Source organism: Streptomyces sp. NPDC001599 (genome assembly GCF_042893535.1).
Lineage (GTDB): Bacteria > Actinomycetota > Actinomycetes > Streptomycetales > Streptomycetaceae > Streptomyces.
The window spans coordinates 214,377-237,934 of sequence record NZ_JBIAVA010000010.1 but is presented as its reverse complement, the minus strand read 5'-3'; the positions used below and the strand labels follow the sequence as shown (position 1 = coordinate 237,934).

23 protein-coding genes are annotated in these 23,558 nt (G+C 72.4%); 5 read left to right on the top strand and 18 right to left on the bottom strand.

Annotated elements, in window-relative coordinates; all coding sequences use genetic code 11:
* Positions 1-41: 41 nt before the first annotated feature.
* Positions 42-1,787 (bottom strand): serine/threonine-protein kinase, encoded by a 1,746-nt coding sequence (locus tag ACFYZ3_RS25685; RefSeq protein ID WP_388522074.1) that lies wholly within the window; start codon positions 1,785-1,787, stop codon positions 42-44.
* Between the two features lie 74 nt (positions 1,788-1,861).
* Positions 1,862-2,710 (bottom strand): menaquinone biosynthetic enzyme MqnA/MqnD family protein, encoded by an 849-nt coding sequence (locus ACFYZ3_RS25680; protein WP_388522071.1) that lies wholly within the window; start codon positions 2,708-2,710, stop codon positions 1,862-1,864.
* 292 nt (positions 2,711-3,002) lie between these two features.
* Between ACFYZ3_RS25680 and ACFYZ3_RS25675 the strand changes: the two genes are divergently transcribed.
* Positions 3,003-3,206 (top strand): cold-shock protein, encoded by a 204-nt coding sequence (locus tag ACFYZ3_RS25675; RefSeq protein WP_004984723.1) that lies wholly within the window; start codon positions 3,003-3,005, stop codon positions 3,204-3,206.
* A 105-nt stretch (positions 3,207-3,311) separates the two neighbouring features.
* A complete protein-coding gene (locus ACFYZ3_RS25670) occupies positions 3,312-3,953 on the top strand; it encodes a class I SAM-dependent DNA methyltransferase (RefSeq protein ID WP_388522068.1) in 642 nt (213 codons plus the stop codon).
* A gap of 55 nt (positions 3,954-4,008) precedes the next feature.
* Here the strand turns inward: ACFYZ3_RS25670 and ACFYZ3_RS25665 are convergent, their stop codons facing one another.
* Positions 4,009-5,937 (bottom strand): AMP-dependent synthetase/ligase, encoded by a 1,929-nt coding sequence (locus ACFYZ3_RS25665; protein WP_388522065.1) that lies wholly within the window; start codon positions 5,935-5,937, stop codon positions 4,009-4,011.
* A 223-nt stretch (positions 5,938-6,160) separates the two neighbouring features.
* Positions 6,161-7,447 carry an acetyl-CoA C-acetyltransferase gene (locus tag ACFYZ3_RS25660; RefSeq protein WP_388522062.1) on the bottom strand — a complete coding sequence of 429 codons (1,287 nt, stop codon included), beginning with the start codon at positions 7,445-7,447 and terminating at the stop codon, positions 6,161-6,163.
* Between the two features lie 161 nt (positions 7,448-7,608).
* Here ACFYZ3_RS25660 and ACFYZ3_RS25655 point away from each other — a divergent pair, with 161 nt between their 5' ends.
* Positions 7,609-8,901: a 3-oxoacyl-ACP reductase gene (locus ACFYZ3_RS25655; protein ID WP_388522059.1), complete on the top strand. Its 1,293-nt coding sequence runs from the start codon at positions 7,609-7,611 to the stop codon at positions 8,899-8,901.
* On the top strand, positions 8,901-9,797 hold the full coding sequence (locus ACFYZ3_RS25650; protein WP_388522056.1) for a MaoC family dehydratase: 897 nt from the start codon (positions 8,901-8,903) through the stop codon (positions 9,795-9,797). The genes ACFYZ3_RS25655 and ACFYZ3_RS25650 overlap by 1 nt, the downstream gene beginning before the upstream one ends.
* Here ACFYZ3_RS25650 and ACFYZ3_RS25645 read toward each other — a convergent pair.
* The 11 genes from ACFYZ3_RS25645 to ACFYZ3_RS25595 form a co-directional block, all read right to left on the bottom strand.
* Positions 9,782-10,471, bottom strand: a complete 690-nt coding sequence (locus tag ACFYZ3_RS25645) for a TetR/AcrR family transcriptional regulator (protein WP_388522054.1) — start codon at positions 10,469-10,471, stop codon at positions 9,782-9,784. The two genes, ACFYZ3_RS25650 and ACFYZ3_RS25645, sit on opposite strands and share 16 nt — an antisense overlap.
* Before the next feature lie 60 nt (positions 10,472-10,531).
* Complete coding sequence (locus tag ACFYZ3_RS25640; protein WP_388522051.1) at positions 10,532-11,854, bottom strand: dicarboxylate/amino acid:cation symporter; 1,323 nt, start codon at positions 11,852-11,854, stop codon at positions 10,532-10,534.
* 72 nt (positions 11,855-11,926) lie between these two features.
* The gene (locus tag ACFYZ3_RS25635; protein WP_309546884.1) at positions 11,927-12,028 is read right to left on the bottom strand and encodes a putative leader peptide; all 102 of its coding nucleotides are present in this window, start codon (positions 12,026-12,028) and stop codon (positions 11,927-11,929) included.
* Positions 12,029-12,168: 140 nt separating this feature from the next.
* The gene (locus ACFYZ3_RS25630; protein ID WP_003974452.1) at positions 12,169-12,468 is read right to left on the bottom strand and encodes a DUF4229 domain-containing protein; all 300 of its coding nucleotides are present in this window, start codon (positions 12,466-12,468) and stop codon (positions 12,169-12,171) included.
* A 101-nt stretch (positions 12,469-12,569) separates the two neighbouring features.
* Positions 12,570-13,094 carry a GNAT family N-acetyltransferase gene (locus tag ACFYZ3_RS25625; protein ID WP_388522046.1) on the bottom strand — a complete coding sequence of 175 codons (525 nt, stop codon included), beginning with the start codon at positions 13,092-13,094 and terminating at the stop codon, positions 12,570-12,572.
* 16 nt (positions 13,095-13,110) lie between these two features.
* Entirely contained in the window at positions 13,111-13,749 is a 639-nt protein-coding gene (locus tag ACFYZ3_RS25620; RefSeq protein ID WP_388522043.1) for a UdgX family uracil-DNA binding protein, read from the bottom strand.
* Positions 13,750-13,974: 225 nt separating this feature from the next.
* Complete coding sequence (gene mqnE, locus ACFYZ3_RS25615) at positions 13,975-15,138, bottom strand: aminofutalosine synthase MqnE (protein WP_328562033.1); 1,164 nt, start codon at positions 15,136-15,138, stop codon at positions 13,975-13,977.
* A 44-nt stretch (positions 15,139-15,182) separates the two neighbouring features.
* The gene (locus ACFYZ3_RS25610; RefSeq protein WP_007443788.1) at positions 15,183-15,641 is read right to left on the bottom strand and encodes an Lrp/AsnC family transcriptional regulator; all 459 of its coding nucleotides are present in this window, start codon (positions 15,639-15,641) and stop codon (positions 15,183-15,185) included.
* 67 nt (positions 15,642-15,708) lie between these two features.
* Positions 15,709-16,359 (bottom strand): UbiX family flavin prenyltransferase, encoded by a 651-nt coding sequence (locus tag ACFYZ3_RS25605; protein WP_388522260.1) that lies wholly within the window; start codon positions 16,357-16,359, stop codon positions 15,709-15,711.
* 55 nt (positions 16,360-16,414) lie between these two features.
* Entirely contained in the window at positions 16,415-17,320 is a 906-nt protein-coding gene (gene mqnP / locus ACFYZ3_RS25600) for a menaquinone biosynthesis prenyltransferase MqnP (RefSeq protein WP_388522040.1), read from the bottom strand.
* Entirely contained in the window at positions 17,317-18,774 is a 1,458-nt protein-coding gene (locus ACFYZ3_RS25595) for a menaquinone biosynthesis decarboxylase (RefSeq protein WP_388522037.1), read from the bottom strand. The genes mqnP and ACFYZ3_RS25595 overlap by 4 nt, the downstream gene beginning before the upstream one ends.
* A gap of 87 nt (positions 18,775-18,861) precedes the next feature.
* Between ACFYZ3_RS25595 and ACFYZ3_RS25590 the strand changes: the two genes are divergently transcribed.
* Positions 18,862-19,188, top strand: a complete 327-nt coding sequence (locus ACFYZ3_RS25590) for a PLD nuclease N-terminal domain-containing protein (protein ID WP_388522034.1) — start codon at positions 18,862-18,864, stop codon at positions 19,186-19,188.
* A 42-nt stretch (positions 19,189-19,230) separates the two neighbouring features.
* Here the strand turns inward: ACFYZ3_RS25590 and ACFYZ3_RS25585 are convergent, their stop codons facing one another.
* The 3 genes from ACFYZ3_RS25585 to ACFYZ3_RS25575 form a co-directional block, all read right to left on the bottom strand.
* Positions 19,231-21,165, bottom strand: a complete 1,935-nt coding sequence (locus tag ACFYZ3_RS25585; protein ID WP_388522031.1) for a protein kinase — start codon at positions 21,163-21,165, stop codon at positions 19,231-19,233.
* Positions 21,166-21,293: 128 nt separating this feature from the next.
* Positions 21,294-23,069, bottom strand: a complete 1,776-nt coding sequence (locus ACFYZ3_RS25580; protein ID WP_388522028.1) for a LamG-like jellyroll fold domain-containing protein — start codon at positions 23,067-23,069, stop codon at positions 21,294-21,296.
* Between the two features lie 58 nt (positions 23,070-23,127).
* Entirely contained in the window at positions 23,128-23,535 is a 408-nt protein-coding gene (locus ACFYZ3_RS25575) for a VOC family protein (protein ID WP_388522025.1), read from the bottom strand.
* Positions 23,536-23,558: the final 23 nt, after the last annotated feature.

Below are 23,558 nucleotides of genomic sequence, written 5' to 3'. Positions count from 1 at the left end.
CGGCGTGGCGGAGGCGGTCGGCGGGTGGAGAACCGGCCCCGCTACTCGATCTTCGACAGCCGTGCCTCCGGCCGGCCCGACTCCTCGCTCTTCGACGCGTAGTCGAGGTCGTCGCCGACCGGGGTGAAGGTGACGGTCGTGGGGGCGGGGTTGCAGCCGTCGTGGTTGTCCTCGGCGCCGACGGAACCGGCGACGAGCTGCTTCTCCGTCACCTTCTTGAGGGTGATCACGTCGACGCAGACGCCGCCCAGCGCGTCGGTCTGGTGGAGCCTGCCCAGTTCCTGGCCGACCTTCGCCTGCTTGATGGTGATCCGGAAGGTGCCCAGCGGCAGCTTGCCGTCCAGGGCGGCGGCCTGGCCCTCCCAGGTGCCGAGGTAGCGCGCGGGCAGCGCACCGGCGGTGGCGGCGGGAGGCTCGTGGGTGCCGTCGCTGCCCCCGGCGTTGTTCGCGTCGTTGCCCGAGCCCGGCAGCAGGTCCAGGACGAACACCGACCCCACCGTCACCGCCGCCAGCGCTCCCGCCACCGCCAGTGCCACGGTGCAGCTGATCCGCCGGCCGCGTCCCTGGGCGCCCTGCGTCGAGGTCGCCGCGACGGAGAGGGCGAGCCTGCCCGGAGGGTGTGTCGTGCCCGCCCCGGCGCCCGCGTCGTCGTTCGGCGGCCCGGGATCCCTCGGGCCGGGAACGGACGGGAGGGCGGGAGAAGGGGCGGGGGCAGGGGCGGGGGCAGGGGCAGGCGACGAGGGTGGGTACGAGGGCGACGTGGGCGTCGGCATCACCGGGGGCGGGCCGAAGACACCGGACGCCGGGGCCGCCACCCCAACGTCGCCACCCGCCGTGACCGACGGCCGGCTGAACCCGACGGGCCCCGAGGCCCCGGTCTCCGCCTCCCCCGCCTCCAGGTTCAGCAGCTGTACGGCGCTCCGGCTGACCCGCTCCACCAGCGCCCCCGGCAGCCAGCCGCCGCTCACCAGGCGGGCCGCGCCCTCGGGGGCCAGGCACCGGGCCACCTCGGCGGGGGCCGGTCGGGCGGACGGGTCCTTCGCCAGGCAGGACGCGACCAGCTCGCGCAGCTCTCCGTCGTCCAGGCCGTCGAGGCGCGGCTCCTCGTGGACGACCTTGTAGAGGAGGGCGGCCGAGGAGTCACCCGGGAAGGGCGGCTGCCCCGTCGTCGCGTACGCCAGCACGGCGCCCAGCGAGAAGACGTCCGCCGCGCCGGTCACGCCCTTGCCGAGGATCTGCTCGGGGGACATGTAGCCGGGGGAGCCGATGGACACCCCGGTCGAGGTGAGGGAAGCCGTGCCGTCCGTGGCGCGGGCGATGCCGAAGTCGATCAGGAGGGGGCCGTCGAGGGTCAGGAGGATGTTGGACGGCTTCACGTCACGGTGGACCAGGCCCAGCTCGTGCACCGCGGCCAGCGCCTCGCCGAGGCCCGCGCCGAGTGCCCGTACCGAGTGGGCGGGCAGCGGGCCGCCGTCCGCGACGGCCGACGTCAGGGACGGACCGGCCGCGTACGCCGTGGCGACCCACGGCACGCGCGCCTCGGGGTCCGCGTCCAGCACGGGCGCGGTCCAGGCGCCGCCGACCCGGCGTGCGGCGGCCACCTCGCGCCGGAACCGGGCCCGGAACTCCTCGTCCAGCGCGAAGTGCGGGTGCACGATCTTCACCGCGACCGTGCGGCCGCCCGCACTGCGGCCCAGGTAGACCCGGCCCATGCCGCCGGAGCCCAGCCTGCCGAGCAGCCGGTAGGGCCCCACGACGGTGGGTTCGTCGACTTCGAGCGGCCGCATGGCGTCCACCCCTCCCCCGTACGCCGGTACCTGCCAGCAGGGTAGTGGGCCGCCCACCGCGACGCCCCGGGCGTTCAGGGCCGCAGCAGCTCCACCGTCACGTCCGCCGGGAAGCCCGTGGTGGGGCCGACGCGGCGGGCGAACTCGGTGACGGCCTCCAGCTGCGGGGCGCCGAAGCGGAAGTCGAGGGTGGTGAAGTACTTCGCCAGGGTCTCCTCGTCGAAGGCCTCCCAGCGGGCGGCCTGCTCCGCGACCTTCTCCACCTCCTCCAGGGAGAGGTTGCGGGAGGCGAGGAAGGCCTCGTGCACCTTGCGGGTGATGACCGGCTCGCGCTCCGCGTAGTCGCGCCGGGCCGCCCAGACCGCGAAGACGAACGGCAGACCCGTCCACTCCTTCCACAGGGCGCCCAGGTCGTGCACGTCGAGGCCGTAGCGCGGGCCGTCGATCATGTTGGCGCGCAGGGCGGCGTCCCCGATGAGGACGGCCGCGTCGGCCTCCTGCATCATCAGGCTCAGGTCCGGCGGGCAGGTGTAGTAGTCCGGCTGGACGCCGAAGCGCTCCGCCAGCAGGAGCTGGGCCAGGCGTACGGAGGTGCGTGAGGTCGACCCGAGGGCGACCCGGGCGCCGTCCAGGCGGTCCAGCGGGACCTGGGAGACGATCACGCAGGACATGACGGGGCCGTCGCAGCCGACGGCGATGTCGGGGAAGGCGACGAGGTCGTCGGCGTTCTTGAGGAATTCGACCAGGGTGACGGGACCGATGTCGAGATCACCGCGCACCAGCTGCTCGCTGAGCTTCTCCGGGGTGTCCTTCGTCAGCTCGAAGTCGAGGAGCGTGCCTGTTCTCGCGAGCCCCCAGTACAGGGGCAGGCAGTTCAGGAACTGGATGTGGCCGACACGCGGCCGGGTGCGAGAATTGTCCACATCGGGAGGCTAGCCCTCCGCCCCCATCCGCCCGTCGGCGACCCCCGGCGTCAGCCGAACGGCGCAGGCGTTCAAACGTCCGGGTGAAGTGATCTTGACCTCTGTTGCGCTCGGGGGCCTGCGTGCTAGGCTCACAGCAAGTTGCAGTTTGGTTTCCCTTGCAGTACAGAGCCTGCGGAGCATGTGACCGCGGGCTCTCGTCGTTCTCAGACGTATGCAGTTGTGCGGCATTCAAAGTCTTCACACTTGCTGGTTCTGGAGCAGGGCAACCCTTTGGGCCCAAGGAGGGCTTATGGCTACCGGAACCGTGAAGTGGTTCAACGCCGAAAAGGGCTTTGGTTTCATCGCCCAGGAAGGCGGCGGCCCCGACGTCTTCGTCCACTACTCCGCGATCAACGCGACCGGCTTCCGGTCCCTCGAGGAGAACCAGCAGGTGTCCTTCGACGTCACGCAGGGCCCCAAGGGTCCGCAGGCGGAGAATGTCACTCCTGTCTGATTGACAGCAGTACCCAAGGAGCCCCGCGCCGGTTTCGGCGACGGGGCTCCTGCCCTTTCCGGGCCGTCCGGGGCGGCTGTCAGTGCCGGCCCCTAGAGTCCCGCCATGACTGACGCCGCCTTCGTGACCACCACCCGGACGTTCTACGACGCCATCGCCGAGGACTACCACGCCCGGTTCCGCACCGCGCTCGACGACGCCCCCCTCGACCGGGCGCTGATGGGCGCCTTCGCCGAGCTGGTGGGGACCGAGGGGCGGGTGGCCGACCTCGGCTGCGGGCCCGGCCTGGTCACCGCGCACCTGGCCTCGCTGGGCCTCAGGGTCTTCGGCCTCGACCTGTCCGCGTCGATGCTCGCGATCGCGCGCCGGGAGAATCCGGGGCTGCGGTTCGAGCAGGGGTCCATGCTGGAGCTGGACCTGCCCGACGGCGCTCTCGCGGGGGCCGTCTCCTGGTACTCGTCGATCCACACGCCGTGGGAGCGGCTGCCGGACCTCTTCGCGGAGGTCGGGCGCGTGCTGGCCCCGGGCGGGCATCTGCTGCTCGGCTTCCAGGTCGGCGACGAGCCTCTCCACCACGACCGGCCGTGGGGCCACCCGGTCGCCCTGTCCTTCGAACGGCGGCGGCCCGAGCCGATGGCGGAGCTGCTGGAGCAGACCGGCTTCACGGTGCTGTCCCGGACGGTGCGCACACAGGAGGCGAGCACGTCCTCGCAGGTCCCGCAGGCCTGCCTCATCGCCCGCCGCTGAACGCCGCTGAACCGCCGCTGCCCCCCGCTGCCCGCCGCTGCCCGCCGACGCCGTCCTACCCCTCGTACAGCCCCTCCACCGCCCCCGCGAAGTCCCGCATGATCACCTCGCGCCGGAGCTTCATGGAGGGGGTCAGGTGGCCCTCCCACTCGGTGAAGTCCCTGGGCAGGACGGCGAAGCGGCGGATGGACTCCGGGCGGGAGACGAGTTTGTTGGCCTCGTCGACGGCGCGCTGGAGCACCGCGTGGACCTCGTCGTCGTCCACCAGCAGCTCCGGCGGCACCGGGTGCTTGCCGTTCATGCGGCGCCAGTGGTTGACGCCGTCGGGATCGAGGGTGAACAGGGCGGAGACGTAGGGCCTGCGGTCGCCCAGGACGATGCACTGGGAGACCAGGGGGTGGGAGCGCAGCCAGTTCTCCAGCGGGGCCGGGGCGACACTTTTGCCGCCCGCGGTGATCAGCAGCTCCTTCTTGCGGCCGGTGATCGTCAGATAGCCCTCGTCGTCCAGGCTGCCGATGTCACCGGTGGCGAACCAGCCGTCGGGTGCGGCCTGGACGACGCCCCCGGCCTGCGGGTCCCAGTAGCCGTGCAGGACCTGCTCCCCCGCGACGAGGATCTCGCCGTCGGCGGCGATACGGATGCGGGTGCCGGGCAGCGGCCAGCCGACCGTGCCGAGGCGCGGTTTGAGCGGGGGCGTGACGGTGGCCGCGGCGGTGGTCTCGGTGAGGCCGTAGCCCTCGAAGATCTCGATGCCGGCGCCGGCGTAGAAGGCGGCCAGGCGGCGGCCGAGCGGTGAGCCGCCGCAGATGGCGTACTTGACCCGGCCGCCCATGGCGCCCCGGATCTTGCGGAAGACGAGGGGGTCGTAGAAGGAGCGGGCGGTCTTCAGGCCGCGGCCGGGGCCGCCGCCGGTGCCCGTCTGGCGGGCCTCCCTGGCCTCGCCGTAGCGCACCGCCACCGAGACCGCGCGGTCGAAGGCCGAGGCCCGGCCGCCGGACTCGGCCTTGGCGCGGGCGCTGTTGAAGACCTTCTCCAGCATGTACGGGATGGTCAGCAGGCAGGTCGGCCGGAAGGCCGCCAGGTCCGGGAGCAGGTCCTCGGGTTTCAGGCTCGGCGCGTGGCCGAGGCGGACCCGGGCGCGGACGCAGGCCACGGCGACCATGCGGCCGAAGACGTGGGACATCGGCAGGAAGAGCAGGATCGAGGGCTCCTCGCCGGTCTCCGCCTTGAAGACGGGGTAGAGCAGCTCGATCGCGTTGTCGACCTCGGCGAAGAAGTTGCCGTGGGTGAGCACGCAGCCCTTGGGGCGGCCGGTGGTGCCGGAGGTGTAGATCAGGGTGGCGAGGGTGGACGGGCCGAGCATGCCGCGGCGCACCTCCACCTCCGCGTCCGGCACCCGCGCGCCCAGCTCCGCCAGCCGCTCCACGTGCCCCTTCTCCATGACCCACAGATGCCCCAGGTCGGGGATGCGGTCCAGCTCGGGGCCGAGGGCGGCGGCCTGCGCGGTGGTCTCGGTGACCAGGGTGACGGCGCCGGAGTCCTGGAGGATCCAGCGGGTCTGGAAGAGCGAGGAGGTCGGGTAGATCGGGACGGTGACCAGGCCCGCCGCCCACGCGGCGAAGTCGAGCAGCGTCCACTCGTACGTCGTCCGCGCCATGATCGCGATGCGGTCGCCCGGCATCAGGCCCTCGGAGATCATTCCCTTGGCGACCGCCAGCACCTGCCCGGCGAACTCGGCCGCCGTGACGTCGGACCAGTCGCCCTCCGGCGACCTGCGGCTGAGGACGACCTGACCCGGGACCGCCGCCGCGTTGTCGAAGGGGAGGTCGGCGAGGGACCCGCGGCGCACCGGTGGCGCGAACGGCGGTACGTAGGCCTCCCGTACGGCCCCGTCCAGCATCCGCGTCTCGGGCGCCACCAGGGTGGGGCCGGGCGAGTCGGCGTAGGCGGCGGATGCGGCGAAGGACGGAAGCGGGGTGGACACGGGCGGCTCCTGGGACGTGCAGCAAAGACACTGCTTCTGCTGTCGCTGCTCTGCTGCATGACGTACGTGCCTCGCGCGCCGAGGCGTTCATCGCCGGTTCCGCGGACATGGGTTACCGACGGTCAGTTCCGGGATCGTACGGCGCTCAGGTGGGGACTTGGTGCGCGTTCCACGATCTTCCCGCGCCGGAGGTGTGCAGTCTTGGGGGTTACCTGAGGGTAAGTCACGTTCTTTCCAGTATGGCCGTCACGCCCTGGCCGCCCGCCGCGCAGACCGAGATCAGGCCGCGCCCCGGCCCCTCCCGCTCGGCGAGCAGCGTGGCCAGGGTGGCCACGATCCGGGCGCCGGTGGCGGCGAAGGGGTGGCCGGTGGCGAGGGAGGAGCCTGCCACGTTCAGGCGGGCCCGGTCCACCGGGGCCAGGCCGCGCTTCTCCCAGGCGGCCAGTGTGGCCAGCACCTGCGACGCGAACGCCTCGTGGATCTCGACGAGGTCGAAGTCCCCGATCCCGAGCCCGGCCCGCTCCAGCATCCGCGGGACCGCGTACGCGGGCGCCATCAGCAGCCCGTCCTCGCCTCCGGCCACGTCCCCGCCGACGAAGTCCACGGCCGCCGTCTCGTACGCGGTGAGGTAGGCGAGGGGTTCGACGCCCCGGGCCTCGGCCCAGTCCTCGCTCGCCAGGAGCACCGTCGCGGCGCCGTCCGTCAGGGGCGTGGAGTTGCCCGCCGTCATGGTGGGGCCGGGGGCGTCGAGGCCGAACACGGGCTTGAGCGCGGCCAGTTTCCCGACGGTCGAGCCGGGGCGCAGGTTCTGGTCGCGGGCCAGGCCGCGGAAGGGGACCACCAGGTCCTGGAAGAGGCCGCGTTCGTACGCCGCCGCCAGCCGCTGGTGGCTCGTGGCGGCCAACGCGTCCTGGTCCTCACGGGAGATGCCCCAGGCCCGTGCGGTGACCGCGGCGTGCTCGCCCATCGACAGGCCGGTGCGCGGCTCCGCGTTGCGCGGGATGTCGGGGACCAGGTGTCCCGGGCGGATCTTGGCCAGGGCCTTCAGTCTGCCCCCGGTGGACTTGGCCCGGCGGGCCTCCAGGAGGATGCGGCGCAGGCGGTCGTTGACGCCGAGCGGGGCGTCGCTCGCCGTGTCGGCGCCGCCCGCGATCGCCGACTCGGTCTGTCCGAGGGCGATCTTGTTGGCGGCGGCGATCACGGCCTGGAGCCCGGTCCCGCAGGCCTGCTGGATGTCGTAGGCGGGAGTGCGCGGGTCGAGGGCCGAGCCGAGGACGGTCTCACGGGCGAGGTTGAAGTCCCGGCTGTGCTTGAGGACCGCACCGGCCACGAACTCGCCGACCGCGCCCGGCTCCTGGAGGCCGTGCCGCTCGACCAGCGCGTCCAGGGCCGCGGTGAGCATCTCCCGGTTGGAGGCGGTGGCGTACGGCCCGTCGGAGCGGGCGAAGGGGACGCGCGTGCCGCCGATGACCGCGACGCGGCGTGTGGGCTGGTGTGCCAGAGGGCTCATCTCGACCTGCTCCTCACCCGTGACATAGGCTTACCTCCGGTAACCTTACTCCAGAGTAAGTAGTTCTGCGCAGGACCGCCCTCCGAAGCCCCCGAAGCCCCCGAAAACTCCGAAGACCCCCGAAGACCTCTGGACCCGTCGCAACCGCCTGGGAGACAGACATGGCCGACCGCTATCTCAGCTTCACCGGCACCGCACCCGGCCGGTTCCTCACCCGCCGGCTGGGGCTGCCGCAGCCCGCGGCCCTGCGGCGGGACGCGCTCGACGGCGGCCTGCTGCACCTCACCGCCGGCAAGCCGGAGCTCGACCTCGCACCCGTCCTGGCCCGTACCGGCCTGCCCCGGGACGAGGACGGCCGGCCCGCCGCCGTCGTCCTCGACGCCACCGGCGTACGGGACGTCGACGCGCTGGCCGAGGTGCACACCGCACTGCACCCCGTCGTACGGTCCGTCGCCGCGAGCGGCCGTGTGGTGGTGCTCGGCGCCCCGCTCGACCCGGCCGACCACCACCAGGCCGCCGTCCAGCAGGCGTTGGAGGGATTCACGCGCTCGCTCGGCAAGGAGATCGGACGGGGCAGGACGGTCAACCTGGTACGGCTCACCGACGCGGCGCCCGCCGAGTCCACCCTCCGCTTCCTCCTCTCCCCCGCCTCCGCCTACGTCAGCGGCCAGGTGATCGAGGTCGGGACGGCGGGCGAGGGCGCCGCCCCCGACGACTGGGCGCTGCCGCTCGCCGGGCGCACCGCCCTGGTCACCGGCGCCGCGCGGGGCATCGGCGCGGCGGTCGCCGAGACGCTGGCCGGGCAGGGCGCCCAGGTCGTCGTCCTCGACGTGCCGCAGGCCGAGGAGGCGGCACGCCGGGCCGCAGAACGCCTCGGGGGCACCGCGCTCGCGCTCGACATCACCGCGGCGGACGCGGGCGAGCGCATCGCCGCCGCGCTGCCCGGCGGGCTCGACGTCCTCATCCACAACGCGGGCATCACCCGCGACCGGCGCCTGGTCAACATGCCGGCCGACCGCTGGAGTTCCGTGCTCGACGTCAACCTCGCGAGCGTCCTGCGCACCACGGACGCGCTGCTCGCGGCGGGCGCCGTCAACCGGGGCGGCAGGATCGTGGCGACGGCCTCCATCGCGGGCCTCGCGGGCAACGCGGGCCAGACCAACTACGGCGCGAGCAAGGCGGGCATCGTCGGACTCGTCCGCTCGCTGGCGCCGCGCGCGCTCTCCGATCACGGGGTGACGGTGAACGCGGTGGCGCCGGGGTTCATCGAGACGAAGATGACGGCGGCGGTCCCGCTCCTCATCCGCGAGGCCGGCCGCCGCATGAACTCCCTCGCACAGGGCGGACTGCCCGTCGACGTCGCCGAGACCACCGCCTGGCTCGCGCACCCGGCCTCCGGCGCGGTCAACGGCCAGGTCGTACGGGTCTGCGGCCAGAGCCTGCTGGGGGCGTGATGACCACCGCGGCCCCCACCCCCAGCACCCTGACCGGCGTCCCCGCCCTGACCCCGCTCCTCGCGCGCGGCGCGCTGCTGTCGCCCCTCAAGCGCCCCCGCCCGGACGCGGACTTCCCCCGCACCCGGCTGGTCCTGCCCGGCCTGCGCGTCGATCTCGCGCGGCTCGCGGCGTACGAGCGGGTGTGCGGGTTCGCGACCGGCGCGGACGCGCTTCCCGTGACCTATCCGCACGTGCTGGGCTTCCCGCTGGCCATGCGCCTGATGAGCGGCCGGGGCTTCCCGCTGCCCCTGCTCGGCCTCGTCCACACGTCCATCGGCATCACCCGCCGGGCCGTCATGCCCGCGACCACCGGGTACGAACTCACCGTGTACGTCGAGGGGCTGGCCCCGCACCGGCGCGGCACCGAGGCGACGGTCGTCACGGAGGTCCGCACGGGCACGACCCTCGTGTGGGAGTCCCGCAGCACCTACCTGGCCCGGCACCGCACCACCGCCCCGCCCTCCGCCGGCAAGACGCCCTCGGCCGACCGCGAACCCCTCCCCGTACGCGCCGAGTGGCGACTCGCCGGTGACGTCGGACGCCGCTACGGCACCGCCTCCGGGGACCGCAACCCGATCCACCTGCACCCGCTCACCGCCCGCCTGTTCGGCTTCCCGCGGGCCATCGTGCACGGCATGTGGACCGTGGCCCGGTGCCTCGCCGAGCACGGGACGCCGGACGCGGCCGTGGTACGGGCGGAGTTCCGGGCACCCGTGCTGCTGCCGGGGACGGTGGCGTACGGGGCCGGGGCCGGGGAGGGCGGGGGCGGCGCGGGCGGCCGGTTCGAACTGCGCGGCGCCCGCGACGGGCGCCTCCACCTGTCCGGCGAGGTCGGACCCTACCCCGCGGCCTGAGCCACCGGCGCGGGCTCCGCCTCCGGTCCGGGTTCCTCCGGCGCGGACCACGGCCGTCCCGCCATCAGGTCGCCCAGGCCGGCCCAGGCGAAGTTCATCAGGGTCGCCGCCGCCTGCTTCGCGGTGACGCCCTCGGTGGCGCCCGCCCAGTCGGCGAGCGACTCCGCGGCGCCGACCAGCGCCTCGGCCAGCCCGGCGACCTCGCCCTCGGCCAGGTGCGGGTCCCGGTGCGCGTCGCGCGCCGCGGCGGCGATCAGCTGCGTCACGAAGGCGACGATGTCCTCGCGCATCACCGCCACCTCGGCGGCGAACCGCTCGCCGTGCGTACGGGCGTGCAGGTGCAGCACCCGCCAGGCGTCCGGGTGCCGCGCGGTGTGCGTGAAGAACGCCCGCAGCCCCGACCAGAGCTGTCCGTCGGCGGACAGCCCCGGACGCACGCCGGCCCGCACCGCCTCGGTGAGGGCGCGGGCCTCGCGGTCGATGCAGGCGCTGAAGAGGTCGTCCTTCGAGTTCAGGTACAGGTACACCAGCGGCTTGGACACGCCCGCCAGTTCGGCGATCTCGTCCATCGACGCCGCCATGTACCCGCGCCGGCCGAAGACGCTCACGGCGGCGTCCAGCATCTGCTGCTGACGGACCGCACGCGGCATCCGCTTGGTCTTCCCTGCACCCATGCGAATCAGCGTACGGTCCGTGCGGCGGTGTTCAGGACGTCAGCGCCCCGGACGGGACGGTCAGGCGGCGACCGGAACCGGCTCCGACGCCTGCTTCTCCCGCTCCGGCTCGTCGATCGGCGAGGCGTGCGCCTCGTCGTAGGCCTTGCGGTCGAGGATTCCCTCGCGGGCCGAGACGATCACCGGCACGAGAGCTTGGCCCGCGACGTTCGTCGCCGTCCGCATCATGTCCAGGATCGGGTCGATGGCGAGGAGGAGGCCGACGCCCTCCATGGGCAGGCCCAGGGTGGAGAGGGTCAGGGTGAGCATGACCGTGGCGCCGGTCAGTCCGGCCGTGGCGGCGGAGCCGACCACCGAGACGAAGGCGATCAGCAGGTAGTCGCCGACGCCCAGCTGGATGTCGAAGATCTGCGCGACGAAGATCGCGGCGATCGCCGGGTAGATCGCGGCGCAGCCGTCCATCTTGGTCGTCGCGCCGAACGGCACGGCGAAGGACGCGTACTCCTTCGGGACGCCGAGGCGCTCGGTGACCTTCTGGGTCAGCGGCATGGTGCCGACCGAGGAGCGGGAGACGAAGGCCAGCTGGATGGCGGGCCAGGCGCCCTTGAAGAACTGGAGCGGGCTGGCCTTGGCGACGGTGGCGAGCAGCGTCGGGTAGACCACGAACATCACGAGGGCGCAGCCGACGTAGATGTCGGCGGTGAAGGTGGCGTACTTGCCGATGAGGTCCCAGCCGTAGGTGGCGATGGCCTTGCCGATGAGGCCGACGGTGCCGAGCGGGGCGAGGCGGATGACCCACCACAGGGCCTTCTGGAGGAGTTCGAGGACGGACTCGCTCAGGTTCAGGATCGGCTGGGCCTTCTCGCCGAGCTGGAGGGCGGCGATACCGGCGACGGCGGCCATGAAGACGATCTGGAGGACGTTCAGCTCGGTGAACGGCGTGATGACGTCGGTCGGCACGATGCCGGTCAGGAAGTCGATCCAGGAACCGGTGTGCTCGGGCTTGGCGCCGTCGGCCGCGGTGAGGCCGGTGCCCGCGCCGGGGTTGGTGACCAGGCCGATGACGAGGCCGATGGCCACCGCGATCAGCGACGTGATCATGAACCAGAGGAGGGTGCGGGACGCCAGGCGGGCCGCGTTGTTGACCTTCCGCAGGTTGGTGATCGAGACGAGGATCGCGAAGAAGACCAGCGGGGCGACGGCCAGCTTCAGCAGGCCGATGAAGGTGTCACCGATCTTTTCCAGGGTGGTGACCAGCCACGATACGTCCTGGCTGCGGGCCAGCCAGCCCAGCAGGACGCCGAGGACGAGACCGGCGAGTATCTGGGCCCAGAAGGGCACCTTGAGGTACTTCGTGAAAGAAGAGGGTGAAGACACGGACATGCTCCGTAGGGGGACGGGACGCGGGATGGGACGCGCTGAGCTGACGTGGGGACGACTGGTGAGGGGGGAACGTCAGGGGCGACAGTTCGCGGACGCGCACCGGCAGAGGTCCACGTGCAGGCGCGCCACGAGCGCGAGGCGCTGTGGTGTGGTGGGCGCGGCTGCTTGCTTCATGCACACGACTTTAACACCCGTGCTTTGAGACACTCAAAGCCATACTTTGAGAGGTGGGAGTGCACTACTGCCCGCAAAAAGCAAAGTGCCCCGGTTCCGGTGAATTTCGGAAGCCGGGGCGTGCGGGTGCGTGACGGACGTTACGAGGTCTGGCCCTGGGCGCGGGCCGTGTCGTCGGCGCCGTCCTCCTGGCCGCGGTTGGCCTCCAGGTTGGCCTTCATGCGGTCCACCCGGCCCACGACCTGGACCGAGGCGCGGTCCCGCTCCTTGCGCAGCGCGACGTAGCTGATGGGGGCGGAGATGAGCAGGGAGAGCAGGAGGATCCACATGCCGTTGGAGTCGCCGAGGCCGCGCGGGAACACTCCGGCGTAGACGAGCCCCCAGACGACCACGAGGCAGCCTGCGAAGATCCCGAGGCGCATCAGCGTGTAGCGGAGCATCTCAATCCACTCTTCCGTTTCTGGCACAAAGAGGCACTGTCCAGTGAAACATGCCGGGCCGTCGATCTTGCAGGGGGGTCGGTCGGGCCTCGGCCGGGGGGTCAGGCCAGGGGCAGCAGCATGAAGACGTCGTCCCGGTCGTCGCCGGGGGCGACCCGGATCGCGCCGGGGACCCGGCCGACCTCCTTGTAGCCGCAGGACTCGTAGAACCGCTCCAGGCCGAGCCCGCCGCGGCAGGTGAGGCGTATCGCCTCCATGCCGTCGCAGGTGCGGGCGGCGTCCGCGGCGGCGGTCATCAGGTCCCGGCCGTAGCCGCGGCCCTGGTGGCGCGGGTGGACCATGACCGTGTAGAGCCAGAGCCAGTGCTTCATCAGCCGGTGCGTGTTGAGGGCGAGGAACGCGGTGGCGGCCACCCTGCCCTCCGCGTCATGTCCGACGAGGAGGCGGGTACGCCCTTCGGCCATGCCCGTCAGGTGCTTGAGCAGCTCGGGGCGGACGTCCTCGCGCGTCACCGGCGGCACGAAGCCCACGGAGCCGCCGGCGTTGGAGACGTCGGTCCACAGGTCGAGGACGCCGTCACGGAGGTCGGGGGTGACGGCCGGATCGAAAGTGAAAGTAAGGGACACCGAGCCATAGTAGCTATTACCCGAGTGCTCGTGCGGCGACTTTCAGGTCCGAGAGCAGTCCCCGGTAGGCCGCGTCCCGGTCCTCGGCCCGCAGCACCGCCGACGGGTGCACGGTCGGCACCAGCCGTTCCGGACGCCCGTGGATCTCCTCCTCCAGCACCGTGCCGCGCACCCGGCTGACCCGGAAGGACGAGCCGAGCAGCGCCTTGCCGGCCGTGGCGCCCAGCACCACGATCAGCTCGGGCTCCACGCGGTCCAGCTCGGCGGCCAGCCAGGGACCGCAGGCCGCCGTCTCGCGCAGGGTGGGCGCCTTGTGGATACGGCGCTTGCGGGGCTCGGCCTGCGTGAACTTGAAGTGCTTGACGGCGTTGGTGACGTACGCGTCCGCCGGGTCGAGGCCGGCTTCCGCCAGCGCCCGGTCGAGGAGGTGTCCGGCGGGGCCGACGAAGGGCTTGCCCTGCCGGTCCTCCTGGTCGCCGGGCTGTTCGCCGACGAGCATGACGCGGGCGGTCGCCCTGCCGGCGCCGAAGACGGTCTGGGTGGCGGCCCTGTGCAGGGGGCAGCCGTGGCAGTCGGCGGCGGCCTTGCGGAGGGCGGGGAGGCCGCCGCGTGCGGGAACGAAGGGTTGCGCTGTGTAGTCGTCCTCGGTGGCCATGCGGTGCGGGTACCCGCCGGGAACGGTTCGGATGCGATGCCGGGTGCGGGTGGTTCGTGGCTGGTCGCGCCCACGCGGCGGAGCCGCACATCGATACAGCCCCGCGCCCCTCAGCGGCATGTCCCCAGCGCCTGCTTACAAGACGCCGGGACTGTGGCGACTCAGGGGCGCGGGGAACTGCGCGACCAGCCCCCACTCACCCGCACCCGAAGAACAACCGGAAATTCACACCCGCATCGGCTGCGGCGACTCCCGGCGCGCCGGGTCGGCCCCCTCGTACTCCCGGAGGATCTCGTACCGCGTGTTGCGCTCGACCGGCCGGAACCCGGCGTCGCGGATCAGGTCCAGCAGGTCCTCCCGCGTCAGCTTGTTCGGCGTGCCGAAGTCGTCCGCGTCGTGCGTGATCTTGTACTCGACGACCGAGCCGTCCATGTCGTCCGCGCCGTGCTGGAGGGCGAGCTGGGCGGTCTGGACGCCGTGCATGACCCAGAAGACCTTGACGTGCGGGACGTTGTCGAAGAGGAGGCGCGAGACGGCGAAGGTCTTCAGGGCCTCCGCGCCGGTCGCCATCTGCGTGCGCGCCTGGAGGCGGTTCCTGACCTTGCCGTCCTTCATGTCCACGAAGTCGTGCTGGTAGCGCAGCGGGATGAAGACCTGGAAGCCGCCCGTCTCGTCCTGGAGTTCACGCAGCCGCAGCACGTGGTCCACGCGGTGGCGGGGCTCCTCGATGTGGCCGTAGAGCATGGTGCACGGGGTCTTCAGGCCCTTCTCGTGGGCCAGGCGGTGGATGCGGGACCAGTCCTCCCAGTGGGTGCGGTGGTCGACGATGTGCTGCCGCACCTCCCAGTCGAAGATCTCTGCGCCGCCGCCGGTGAGGGACTCCAGACCGGCGTCGATCAGCTCGTCCAGGATGTCGGACGCGGACATCCCGGAGATGGTCTCGAAGTGGTGGATCTCGGTGGCGGTGAACGCCTTGAGCGAGACGTCCGGCAGCGCGGCCTTCAGTTCGCGCAGCGAGCGCGGGTAGTAGCGCCACGGCAGGTTGGGGTGCAGGCCGTTGACGATGTGCAGCTCGGTGAGGTTCTCGCCCTCCATCGCCTTGGCGAGCTTCACCGCCTCCTCGATGCGCATCGTGTACGCGTCCTTCTCCCCCGGCTTGCGCTGGAAGGAGCAGTACGCGCAGGAGGCGGTGCACACGTTGGTCATGTTGAGGTGGCGGTTGACGTTGAAGTGGACGACGTCGCCGTTCTTCCGTGTCCGCACCTCGTGCGCGAGGCCGCCGAGCCAGGCGAGATCGTCCGACTCGTACAGCGCGATGCCGTCCTCGCGGGTCAGCCGCTCACCGGAGCGGACCTTCTGCTCCAGCTCGCGCTTGAGCCCGGCGTCCATGCGATACCTCTTTCTGAGACAGACGGGTCAACCGTACGCCCCGGTTACTGGACCTCTTCGGGCAGCTCGCCCACCCGGTTCTCCCACTTGGTGGAGAGAACGATGGTGGTACGGGTACGGGACACGCCCTTGGTGCCCGACAGCCGCCGGATGATGCTCTCCAGGCCGTCCACGTCGGCCGCGCGCACCTTGAGCATGTAGGAGTCGTCACCGGCGATGAACCAGCAGTCCTCGATCTCCCGCAGCTCCTTGAGGCGCTGCGCCACGTCCTCGTGGTCGGCGGCGTCGGAGAGCGAGACGCCGATCAGGGCGGTGACGCCGAGACCGAGGGAAGCGGCGTCGACGGTGGCCCGGTATCCGGTGATGACTCCGGCTGCCTCCAGCCGGTTGATGCGGTCGGTGACGCTGGGTCCCGAGAGTCCGACGAGGCGCCCCAGCTCCGCGTAGGAGGCCCTGCCGTTCTCTCTCAGGGCCTGGATGAGCTGCCTGTCCACCGCGTCCATGCGATCGAAGCCTTCCACTGAAGAGTTCTGAAGATGTGGGTAACAAACGTGTGGGGGGAGTTGGTGCTCAGCCGGTGGGGCGGGCCCCGCCGAGGTCGCCGCGCCAGCGGCGGTAGAGGTCGTGCCCGACGCCCGCCGCGTCGAGGACGCGTCCGGCGACGAAGTCCACCAGGTCCTGGATGTGCGTCGCCCCCGCGTAGAAGGCCGGGGAGGCGGGCACCACGCTCGCGCCGGCGTCGTCCAGGGTCACCAGGTGCCGCAGCGTCCGGCCGTCCAGGGGGGTCTCCCGTACGGCCACGACCAGCCTGCGGCGCTCCTTGAGGGTCACGCTCGCGGTGCGCTGGAGCAGGTCCTTGGACAGCCCGAGCGCGACACCGGCCACGCAGGCCGTGGACGCGGGCACGATCAGCATGCCCTTCGTCGGGTACGACCCCGAGGACGGCCCGGCCGCGAGGTCGCCCGCGCTCCAGTGCCGTACGCCGGAGACGTCCGCGTCGAACGTGTCCGGCTTTCCGTCGGCTCCGCGGGCCAGCCACTCGCGCAGGTCGTGCCGCCAGTGGGCGTCGCGGAAGGAGATGCCGGTCTCGTCGAGCAGGGTGAGCCGCGAGGCCCGGCTGACCACCAGGTCGACACTCTCGCCGGCGGCGAGCAGCGCACGCAGCACGGCGGCGGCGTACGGGGTGCCGGAGGCCCCGGACACCCCCACGATCCAAGGCACGCGCTGCGTCTGTCCTGGCTTCATGGTGCCGAGCCTAGTCGCAGGCTCAGGGTTTTCAGACCGTGAGGCCCCGCACGAGCAGATCCAGCAGCGCGCACACGAAGAGGGCGATGCCGATGAAGCCGTTGACGCTGAAGAACGCCCTGTTGAGGCGGGTCAGGTCGGTGGGGCGCACGATGGTGTGCTCGTAGAGGAACGCGCCCGCGACGATCAGCAGGCCGAGCCAGAAGAAGACACCGGCGCCGGTGGCGACGGCGTACCAGACGAACAGGGCGGTGGTGACCGTGTGGCAGGCGCGGGCGCCCCAGATGGCGGCCGGGACGCCGAAGCGGGCCGGGACGGACTTCACGCCGACCTGCCGGTCGGTCTCGACGTCCTGGCAGGCGTAGATCAGGTCGAAGCCGCCGATCCAGATGCCGACCGCGAGGCCGAGGATCACCGCCTCCCAGGACCACTCGCCGGTGATCGCCAGCCAGCCGCCGATCGGGCCCATGGCCTGGGCGAGACCGAGGATGGCCTGCGGGAAGTTCGTGAACCGCTTGCCGTACGGGTAGACCACCATCGGGATCACCGCGACGGGGGCCAGGGCCAGGCAGAGCGGGTTGAGCAGGGCCGCCGCGCCGAGGAAGACGACCAGGGCGATCAGCGCGCCGGTCCAGGCGTGCTTGACCGACATGGCGCCGGTGACCAGTTCGCGGTGGGCGGTGCGGGGGTTGCGGGCGTCGATCTCGCGGTCGATGATCCGGTTGACCGCCATCGCGAAGGTGCGCAGGCCCACCATGGCGACGGTGACCAGGAGCAGCCTGCCCCAGTGGATGTTCTCGTCCCACAGGTACATCGCGGTCAGCGCGGCGATGTAGGCGAAGGGCAGCGCGAACACCGAGTGCTCGATCATCACCAGGCGCAGGAACGCCTTGGTGCGCCCCGGCTGCTGCGGCAGGGCGGCGGAAGCCGACGTCACAGTCCGTACTCCTTCCAGCGGCGGTCGACCTTCGCCGCCGTCTCCGGGTCGGACAGCACCATGTCCGGCCAGCCCCCGTCGCGGGTGTACCCCTCCTCGGGCAGCTTCTTCGTCGCGTCGATGCCCGCCTTGCCGCCCCAGAACTGCTGGTAGGAGGCGTGGTCGAGGTGGTCGACCGGGCCTTCGACGACGGTGAGGTCGCGGCCGTAGTCGGTGTTGCCGAGCGCTCGCCAGGCGACCTCGTGGAGGTCGTGGACGTCGCAGTCGGAGTCGACGACCACGATCAGCTTGGTCAGGGACATCATGTGGGCGCCCCAGATGGCGTGCATCACCTTCTGGGCGTGCTTGGGGTACTTCTTGTCGATCGAGACGATCGCGCAGTTGTGGAAGCCGCCGGCCTCGGGGAGGTGGTAGTCCACGATGTCCGGGACGATGATCTTGAGGAGCGGGAGGAAGAAGCGCTCCGTGGCCCGTCCGAGGGGTCCGTCCTCGGTCGGGGGGCGGCCGACCACGATCGACTGGAGCAGCGGGCGCTTCCGCATCGTCACGCAGTCGATCTTCAGGGCGGGGAAGGGCTCCTGCGGGGTGTAGAAGCCGGTGTGGTCGCCGAAGGGTCCCTCGGGGAGCATCTCGCCCGGCTCCAGCCAGCCCTCCAGGACCACCTCCGCCTGCGCGGGGACCTGGAGCGGGACCGTCTTGCAGTCGACCATCTCGACCCGCTTGCCCTGGAGGAACCCGGCGAACAGGTACTCGTCGATGTCGCCGGGGAGCGGGGCGGTGGAGGCGTACGTGACGGCGGGCGGGCAGCCGAAGGCGATGGCGACCGGCAGGCGCTCGCCGCGGCGGGCGGCGACCTGGTAGTGGTTGCGGCTGTCCTTGTGGATCTGCCAGTGCATGCCGATGGTGCGCCTGTCGTGGCGCTGGAGGCGGTAGAGGCCCAGGTTCCGGATGCCGGTCTCCGGGTCCTTGGTGTGGGTGAGCCCGAGGTTGAAGAAGGAGCCGCCGTCGTCCGGCCAGGTGAAGAGGGCCGGGAGGCGGTCCAGGTCCACGTCGTCGCCGGTGAGGACGACCTCTTGGACGGGCGCGCTGCCCGGCTTCACCTTCTTCGGCGGTACGTGCGTCATCGTGCCGAGCTTCCCGAAGGCCTCGCGCACGCCGACAAAGCCCTGGGGCAGCTCGGGGCGGAGCAGCCCGCCGATCTTGTCCGAGATGTCGGAGTACGACTTGAGGCCGAGGGCCTTGAGCAGGCGGCGGTCGGTGCCGAAGACGTTCATCGCGAGGGGCATGTCGGAGCCCTTCACGTTCTCGAAGAGCAACGCGGGCCCGCCCGCCTTGTTCACCCGGTCGACGATCTCCCCGACCTCCAGGTACGGATCCACCTCGGCCTTGATGCGCTTGAGGTCGCCCTCGCGCTCCAGTGCCCTGAGCAGCGAGCGAAGATCGTCGTAAGCCATGCCGTCCAGTATCCCCGAGCGGCTACCCTGGCCCTGTACCTGGGGGCCTGACGCGTCCCCACCCCCTCGCTTGAGCTGGAGAAGCCCATGCTCCGGGTGCTGATGTTCCTCGTTCCACTGGCCCTGAGCGTCTACGCGTTCATCGACTGCATCAGCACGAAGGACGCGGACATCCGCCACATGCCCAAGCCGCTGTGGGCGATCCTCGTGCTCCTCTTCCCGCTGGTCGGCTCGATCTCCTGGATCATCGCCGGGAAGAAGCGGCAGCCCGCCGGCTCCTCGCCCCGGCAGGGCGGCGGCGGGCGGCGGCAGTGGGTGGCGCCGGACGACAACCCCGACTTCCTGAAGTCCCTGAAGAAGGACGACGAGAGGGACAAGGACGGGGACAAAGACCAGGACCGGGGCAAGGACTAGGACCGGGCAAGGACTAGGACCGGGCCGGGGCGGGGCCGGGATCTAGGTCCTGGTCCAGCGCTGGGAGGCGGAGCCGGTGCACGTCGTGGTCGTCAGGCCGATCATGGACGCCCGGCGGTTGAGGTCGAGGCAGCCACCGGTGTTGAGGTTCCGGAGCGAACCGTTCGCCCCCTCCTTCCACTCGCCTCCGAACGAGCCGCAGGTGCCCTTGACGAGCCAGGCGTTCGCGCTCCTGGAGTGGATGCACTGGGCCGTGCCCACGTTGAGGATCCTGAAGGCTCCGCCCGAGGTGCTCTGGTAGCGGAAGACGGCGATGTCGCCCGAGCAGGCGCCGTCGTCGATGGGGGTGCCGACGTACATGCACTTCCCGCTCGATCCGTTCTTCAGCATGAAGCTGCCCGACGCGGAGCCGCCGTCGTCCGAGCCGCCGTCGCCGTCGCCGTCAGCCCCTGATCCGCTTCCGGCGCCGGCGGACGTACCCGAGTCGGACGATCCCCCCGCGTCGGACGACCCTCCCGCGCCGGCGGAGCCCCCCGAGCCGGAGGAGCCGGAATCCGAGCCGCCGCCGGACGCGCCCTGCGCGGCAGCGGCCGCGTCCCCGCTCCCGCCTCCGCCTCCGTCGGGTGCGCCGCCGTCGCCGTCCTTCCCGCCCTTCTCGTCCGCACCCTTGCCCTTGTCCTCGTTCTTGTCCTTTCCGTCCTTCTTCCCACCGTCCGGGCCGGCGGAGGCGGAGGCGCTCGGGCCGGTGGCGGAGGCGGTGGGGGCCGGGGCGGCCGTTCCGGTGGCCGCGGGCGGCGCGGCCGCGTTCCCGTCCCGGTCCGCGTCGTTCATCGCGTACGGCAGCAGCGTGAAGCCGAGCGTCGCCCCGGTCACGGCGACGGGGATCACGAACGCCAGCACCTTCGTGCGGCGCCGCCGTTCACGCTTCTCCGGCTGTCCGCCCGTGACCACGGGGGCGGACGGCGGGAGCGGTGCCGCTTTGCCGGCTCCGCCTGCTTCATCCGCATCATCCGCTTCGTCCGGCTCGGGCGCCAGGTGCACGGGCTCCGGGGCCCGGGCGGCGAAGGCCGCCCGCTCGGACAGCCGCTCGGTGATGTCCCGCGGCCACGGCGGGGCCGCCGACGTGCCGTGCGCCTCGGCGCGTTCGACGAGTTCGGCGGCGGTGGGCCGGCCCTCGTGGTCCTTGTCCAGGCAGGAGGCGACGACGTCGGCGAGTTCGGGGTCCAGGTCCCGCAGCGGCTGGAGGTCGGGCTCCTCGTGCACGATGCGGTACAGCACGGCGTGCCCGGACTCGTCGCCGAAGGGCGGGCGGCCGGACGCCGCGTACGCGATCACCGAACCCAGCGCGAAGACGTCCACGACGCCGCTGGACGCCCGCTTCCCGGAGGCCTGCTCGGGCGACATGTAGGCGGGCGTGCCCACCACCATGCCGGTCCTGGTCAACTGGCTCTGGTCGGCGGCCCGGGCCACGCCGAAGTCGATGAGGGTGAGTCCGTCGAGGGTCAGCATCACGTTGGACGGCTTCAGGTCCCGGTGGACCATGTCCAGCGCGTGCACCGCCGCGAGTCCGGTGGCGGCCTCCCGCAGGACGAGCCACAGCGCCTCGGCGGGCAGGGGCCCGTGCAGGTCGACGGCCTCGCGCAGGGTGAGGCCGGGGACGTAGGCGGTGGCGAACCACGGCGGCCGGGCCTCCCGGTCCCCCGCGAGCAGCGGCGCCGTCGCCTCCTCGGGCAGCCGGGCGAGGTTGTCCAGCTCGTGCCCGAAACGGCGCAGGAAGTCCTTGTCCTCCCCGGCGACCGACGGCAGCACCTGTTTGACGGCCGCGTACCGGCCCTCGTGGACGCCGAGGTAGACGCGGCCCATGCCGCCGGCCCCGAGCCGGCCCAGCAGCGGGATCGGTCCGATCCGGCGCGGGTCGTCGTCCTCCAACGGCTCGGCACCACTGCCCGTGAGGCCGGATCCGGCTTCCCCGCTCAACTCTCTCCCCGTTCGCCGGCGCCGCGTGCTCCGTGCGGGTGCCGCGGCCACTCATCGGAAGCTACATCTTTAGCACGACCGCCCCAACTGCCGCTCCACCGAGCGCCGGTGAGCTCCCGTCAGCCGGGTCACGCGAGTGTCGCGACCCGCTCCGGACCGAGCGCCCGGTCGAAGGCCCGTACGTCGCGGACGGCGCCGGGGAAGAAGTCGCGGGGCTGCCCGTCGAAGGAGGCCCGGCCGATCATGAAGGCGCCGGTGGCGGCCGCGGGGCCGGTGTCCTCGACGACCGCCTCCTGGACGCCGTTGACGTACAGGTGCAGCTTGCGTGCCGGGCCGTCGCAGACGCCGGTCAGGTGGGTCCAGACATGCGCGGCGGGAGCGGTACGGCCGACGGCGCGCCGGCCGGGGCGGGCGAAGGCCCAGCCCTGGTCCTCGCTGGAGTACTGGAGGTAGAAGCCGCTGGCGTCGGCACTGTCCTGGCTGACGGCGGTGGCGAAGACGCCCGGCACGACGGAGAGGCGGACCCAGGCGGCGACGGTGAAGCTGCGGCCCGCGCCGGTCTTCAGCACCGGACCGGCGGTCACGATCTGGCTGCCGGTCCCGTCGAAGACGGCGCCTCCCCCGGCGCCCTGCCAGGCGACGCCGGTCACGGTGCCGTCGTGTCCGCCCGCGGTGTCCCGCGCGACCTGGCCGGAGGCCTCGTCGAGGGGCCAGAGTCCGACCAGGCCCGGGGGCGGCGTGGGCGCGGACGAGGGCGACGGCGAGGGTGCGGGCGCGGAACCGTCGGCCGGGCCCGGGTCCGCCGGGCGGTTGAGCCAGAACCCGGTCCCCACGCCGAGGGCGGCGAGCGCGCCCGCGCCGGAGAGCAGGAAGGCCCGTCGGCTCCGGCGGCCGCCCGCCCCGGTCGCCGTCGGGCGTACGTCCGCCGGTGCGGGCGCCGCCCCGTAGGCCTGCGGACGTGCGGTGTCGACGCGGGTGTGCTGATGCGCCGGGGGTGCCGCGGCCGGCGGGACGATCTGCGTGGGCACGGCGTCCGCGCGGGTCGGCCGGACGGCCGGCGTCCACTGCTGGGCGTGCGGCAGGGCGGTGGCGCTCTCGCCGCCCAGCGGGCCGATGCGGGCGAGGATCTCGCGCGGGGCGGGGCGGTGGGCCGGGTCCTTGGCGAGGCAGTCGGCGATCAGGGAACGCAGGGCCGGGTCGGTGACGGCGGCGACGTCCGGGGCGTTGTGCACGACGCGGTAGAGCAGCGCGGGCGTGGGTCCGGCGCCGAAGGGGTTCGCGCCGGTCGCCGCGTAGGCCAGCACCGCGCCGAGGCAGAACACGTCGCTGGCCCAGGTGACCTCGTCCCCGTTGACCTGCTCCGGGGACATGAAGCCCGGGGAGCCCGCCATGTGCCCGCTGCCGGTGAGGGAGTCGGCGTCGACGCTGCGGACGATGCCGAAGTCGATGACGCGCGGCCCGTCCTCGGCGAGCAGCACGTTGGAGGGCTTGAGGTCGCGGTGGACGAGGTGCGCGGCGTGGATCGACACCAGCGCCTCGGCGAGCCCCGCGGCCAGCGTGAGTACGGCCTGTGGGTCGAACGGCCCCCGCTCGGCCACCGCCTGTTCCAGCGAAGGACCGGCGATGTAGCTGGTGACCAACCAGGGCAGCGGCGCGTCCGGGTCGGCGTCGACGACCGGTGCGGTGAAGGCGCCGCTGACCATCCGGGCCGCCCGGACCTCGCGCCGGAAGCGGTCGCGGAACTCCGGCCGGCGCAGCAGCTCGGCGTGCACCACCTTGACCGCGACGAGCCGCCCTCCGGGGGACCGGCCGAGGAAGACCCGGCCCATGCCGCCCGCACCCAGCCGGCTCAGCAGCCGGTACTCCCCGACGGAGCGCGGGTCGTCCGGCTCCAGCGCTGACACAGATCCCTCCCGGCGTGCGGTTCTCGCCCCTGCGGGCGGGTCCAGCATAGGGGGGCCGTCAGCGGGCGACGTCGGCGAACTTCTCTGTGGCGGCCGGGGTGACCGGGGTGAAGAAGTTGACCAGGGTGCCGTCGGGGTCGCGCAGGAGGAGCGCGCGGTTGCCCCAGGGCATGGTGGTGGGTTCCTTGACGAACTCGTCCACGAAGCCGGTCAGGTTCCGGTGCACGGCGTCCACGTCGTCGACGAGGAACTCGATGATCACGCTGCGGTTGTCGGCCGGGTGGGCGGAGCCGGGGGCGAAGAGCGGCACGGTGCGGGTGCTGCCGATCGCGAGCGTCCCGGACGGGGTGCGCAGTTCCGCGAAGTCCTCGGTGGCCCAGGTCGCGCGCAGGCCGGTGGCGCGCTCGTAGAAGCCGACGAGACGGGCGACGTCGTCGGTGATGACGCGGAGCGAGACGAGGTTCATGGGGTGCCTCCTGGGGCCGAACG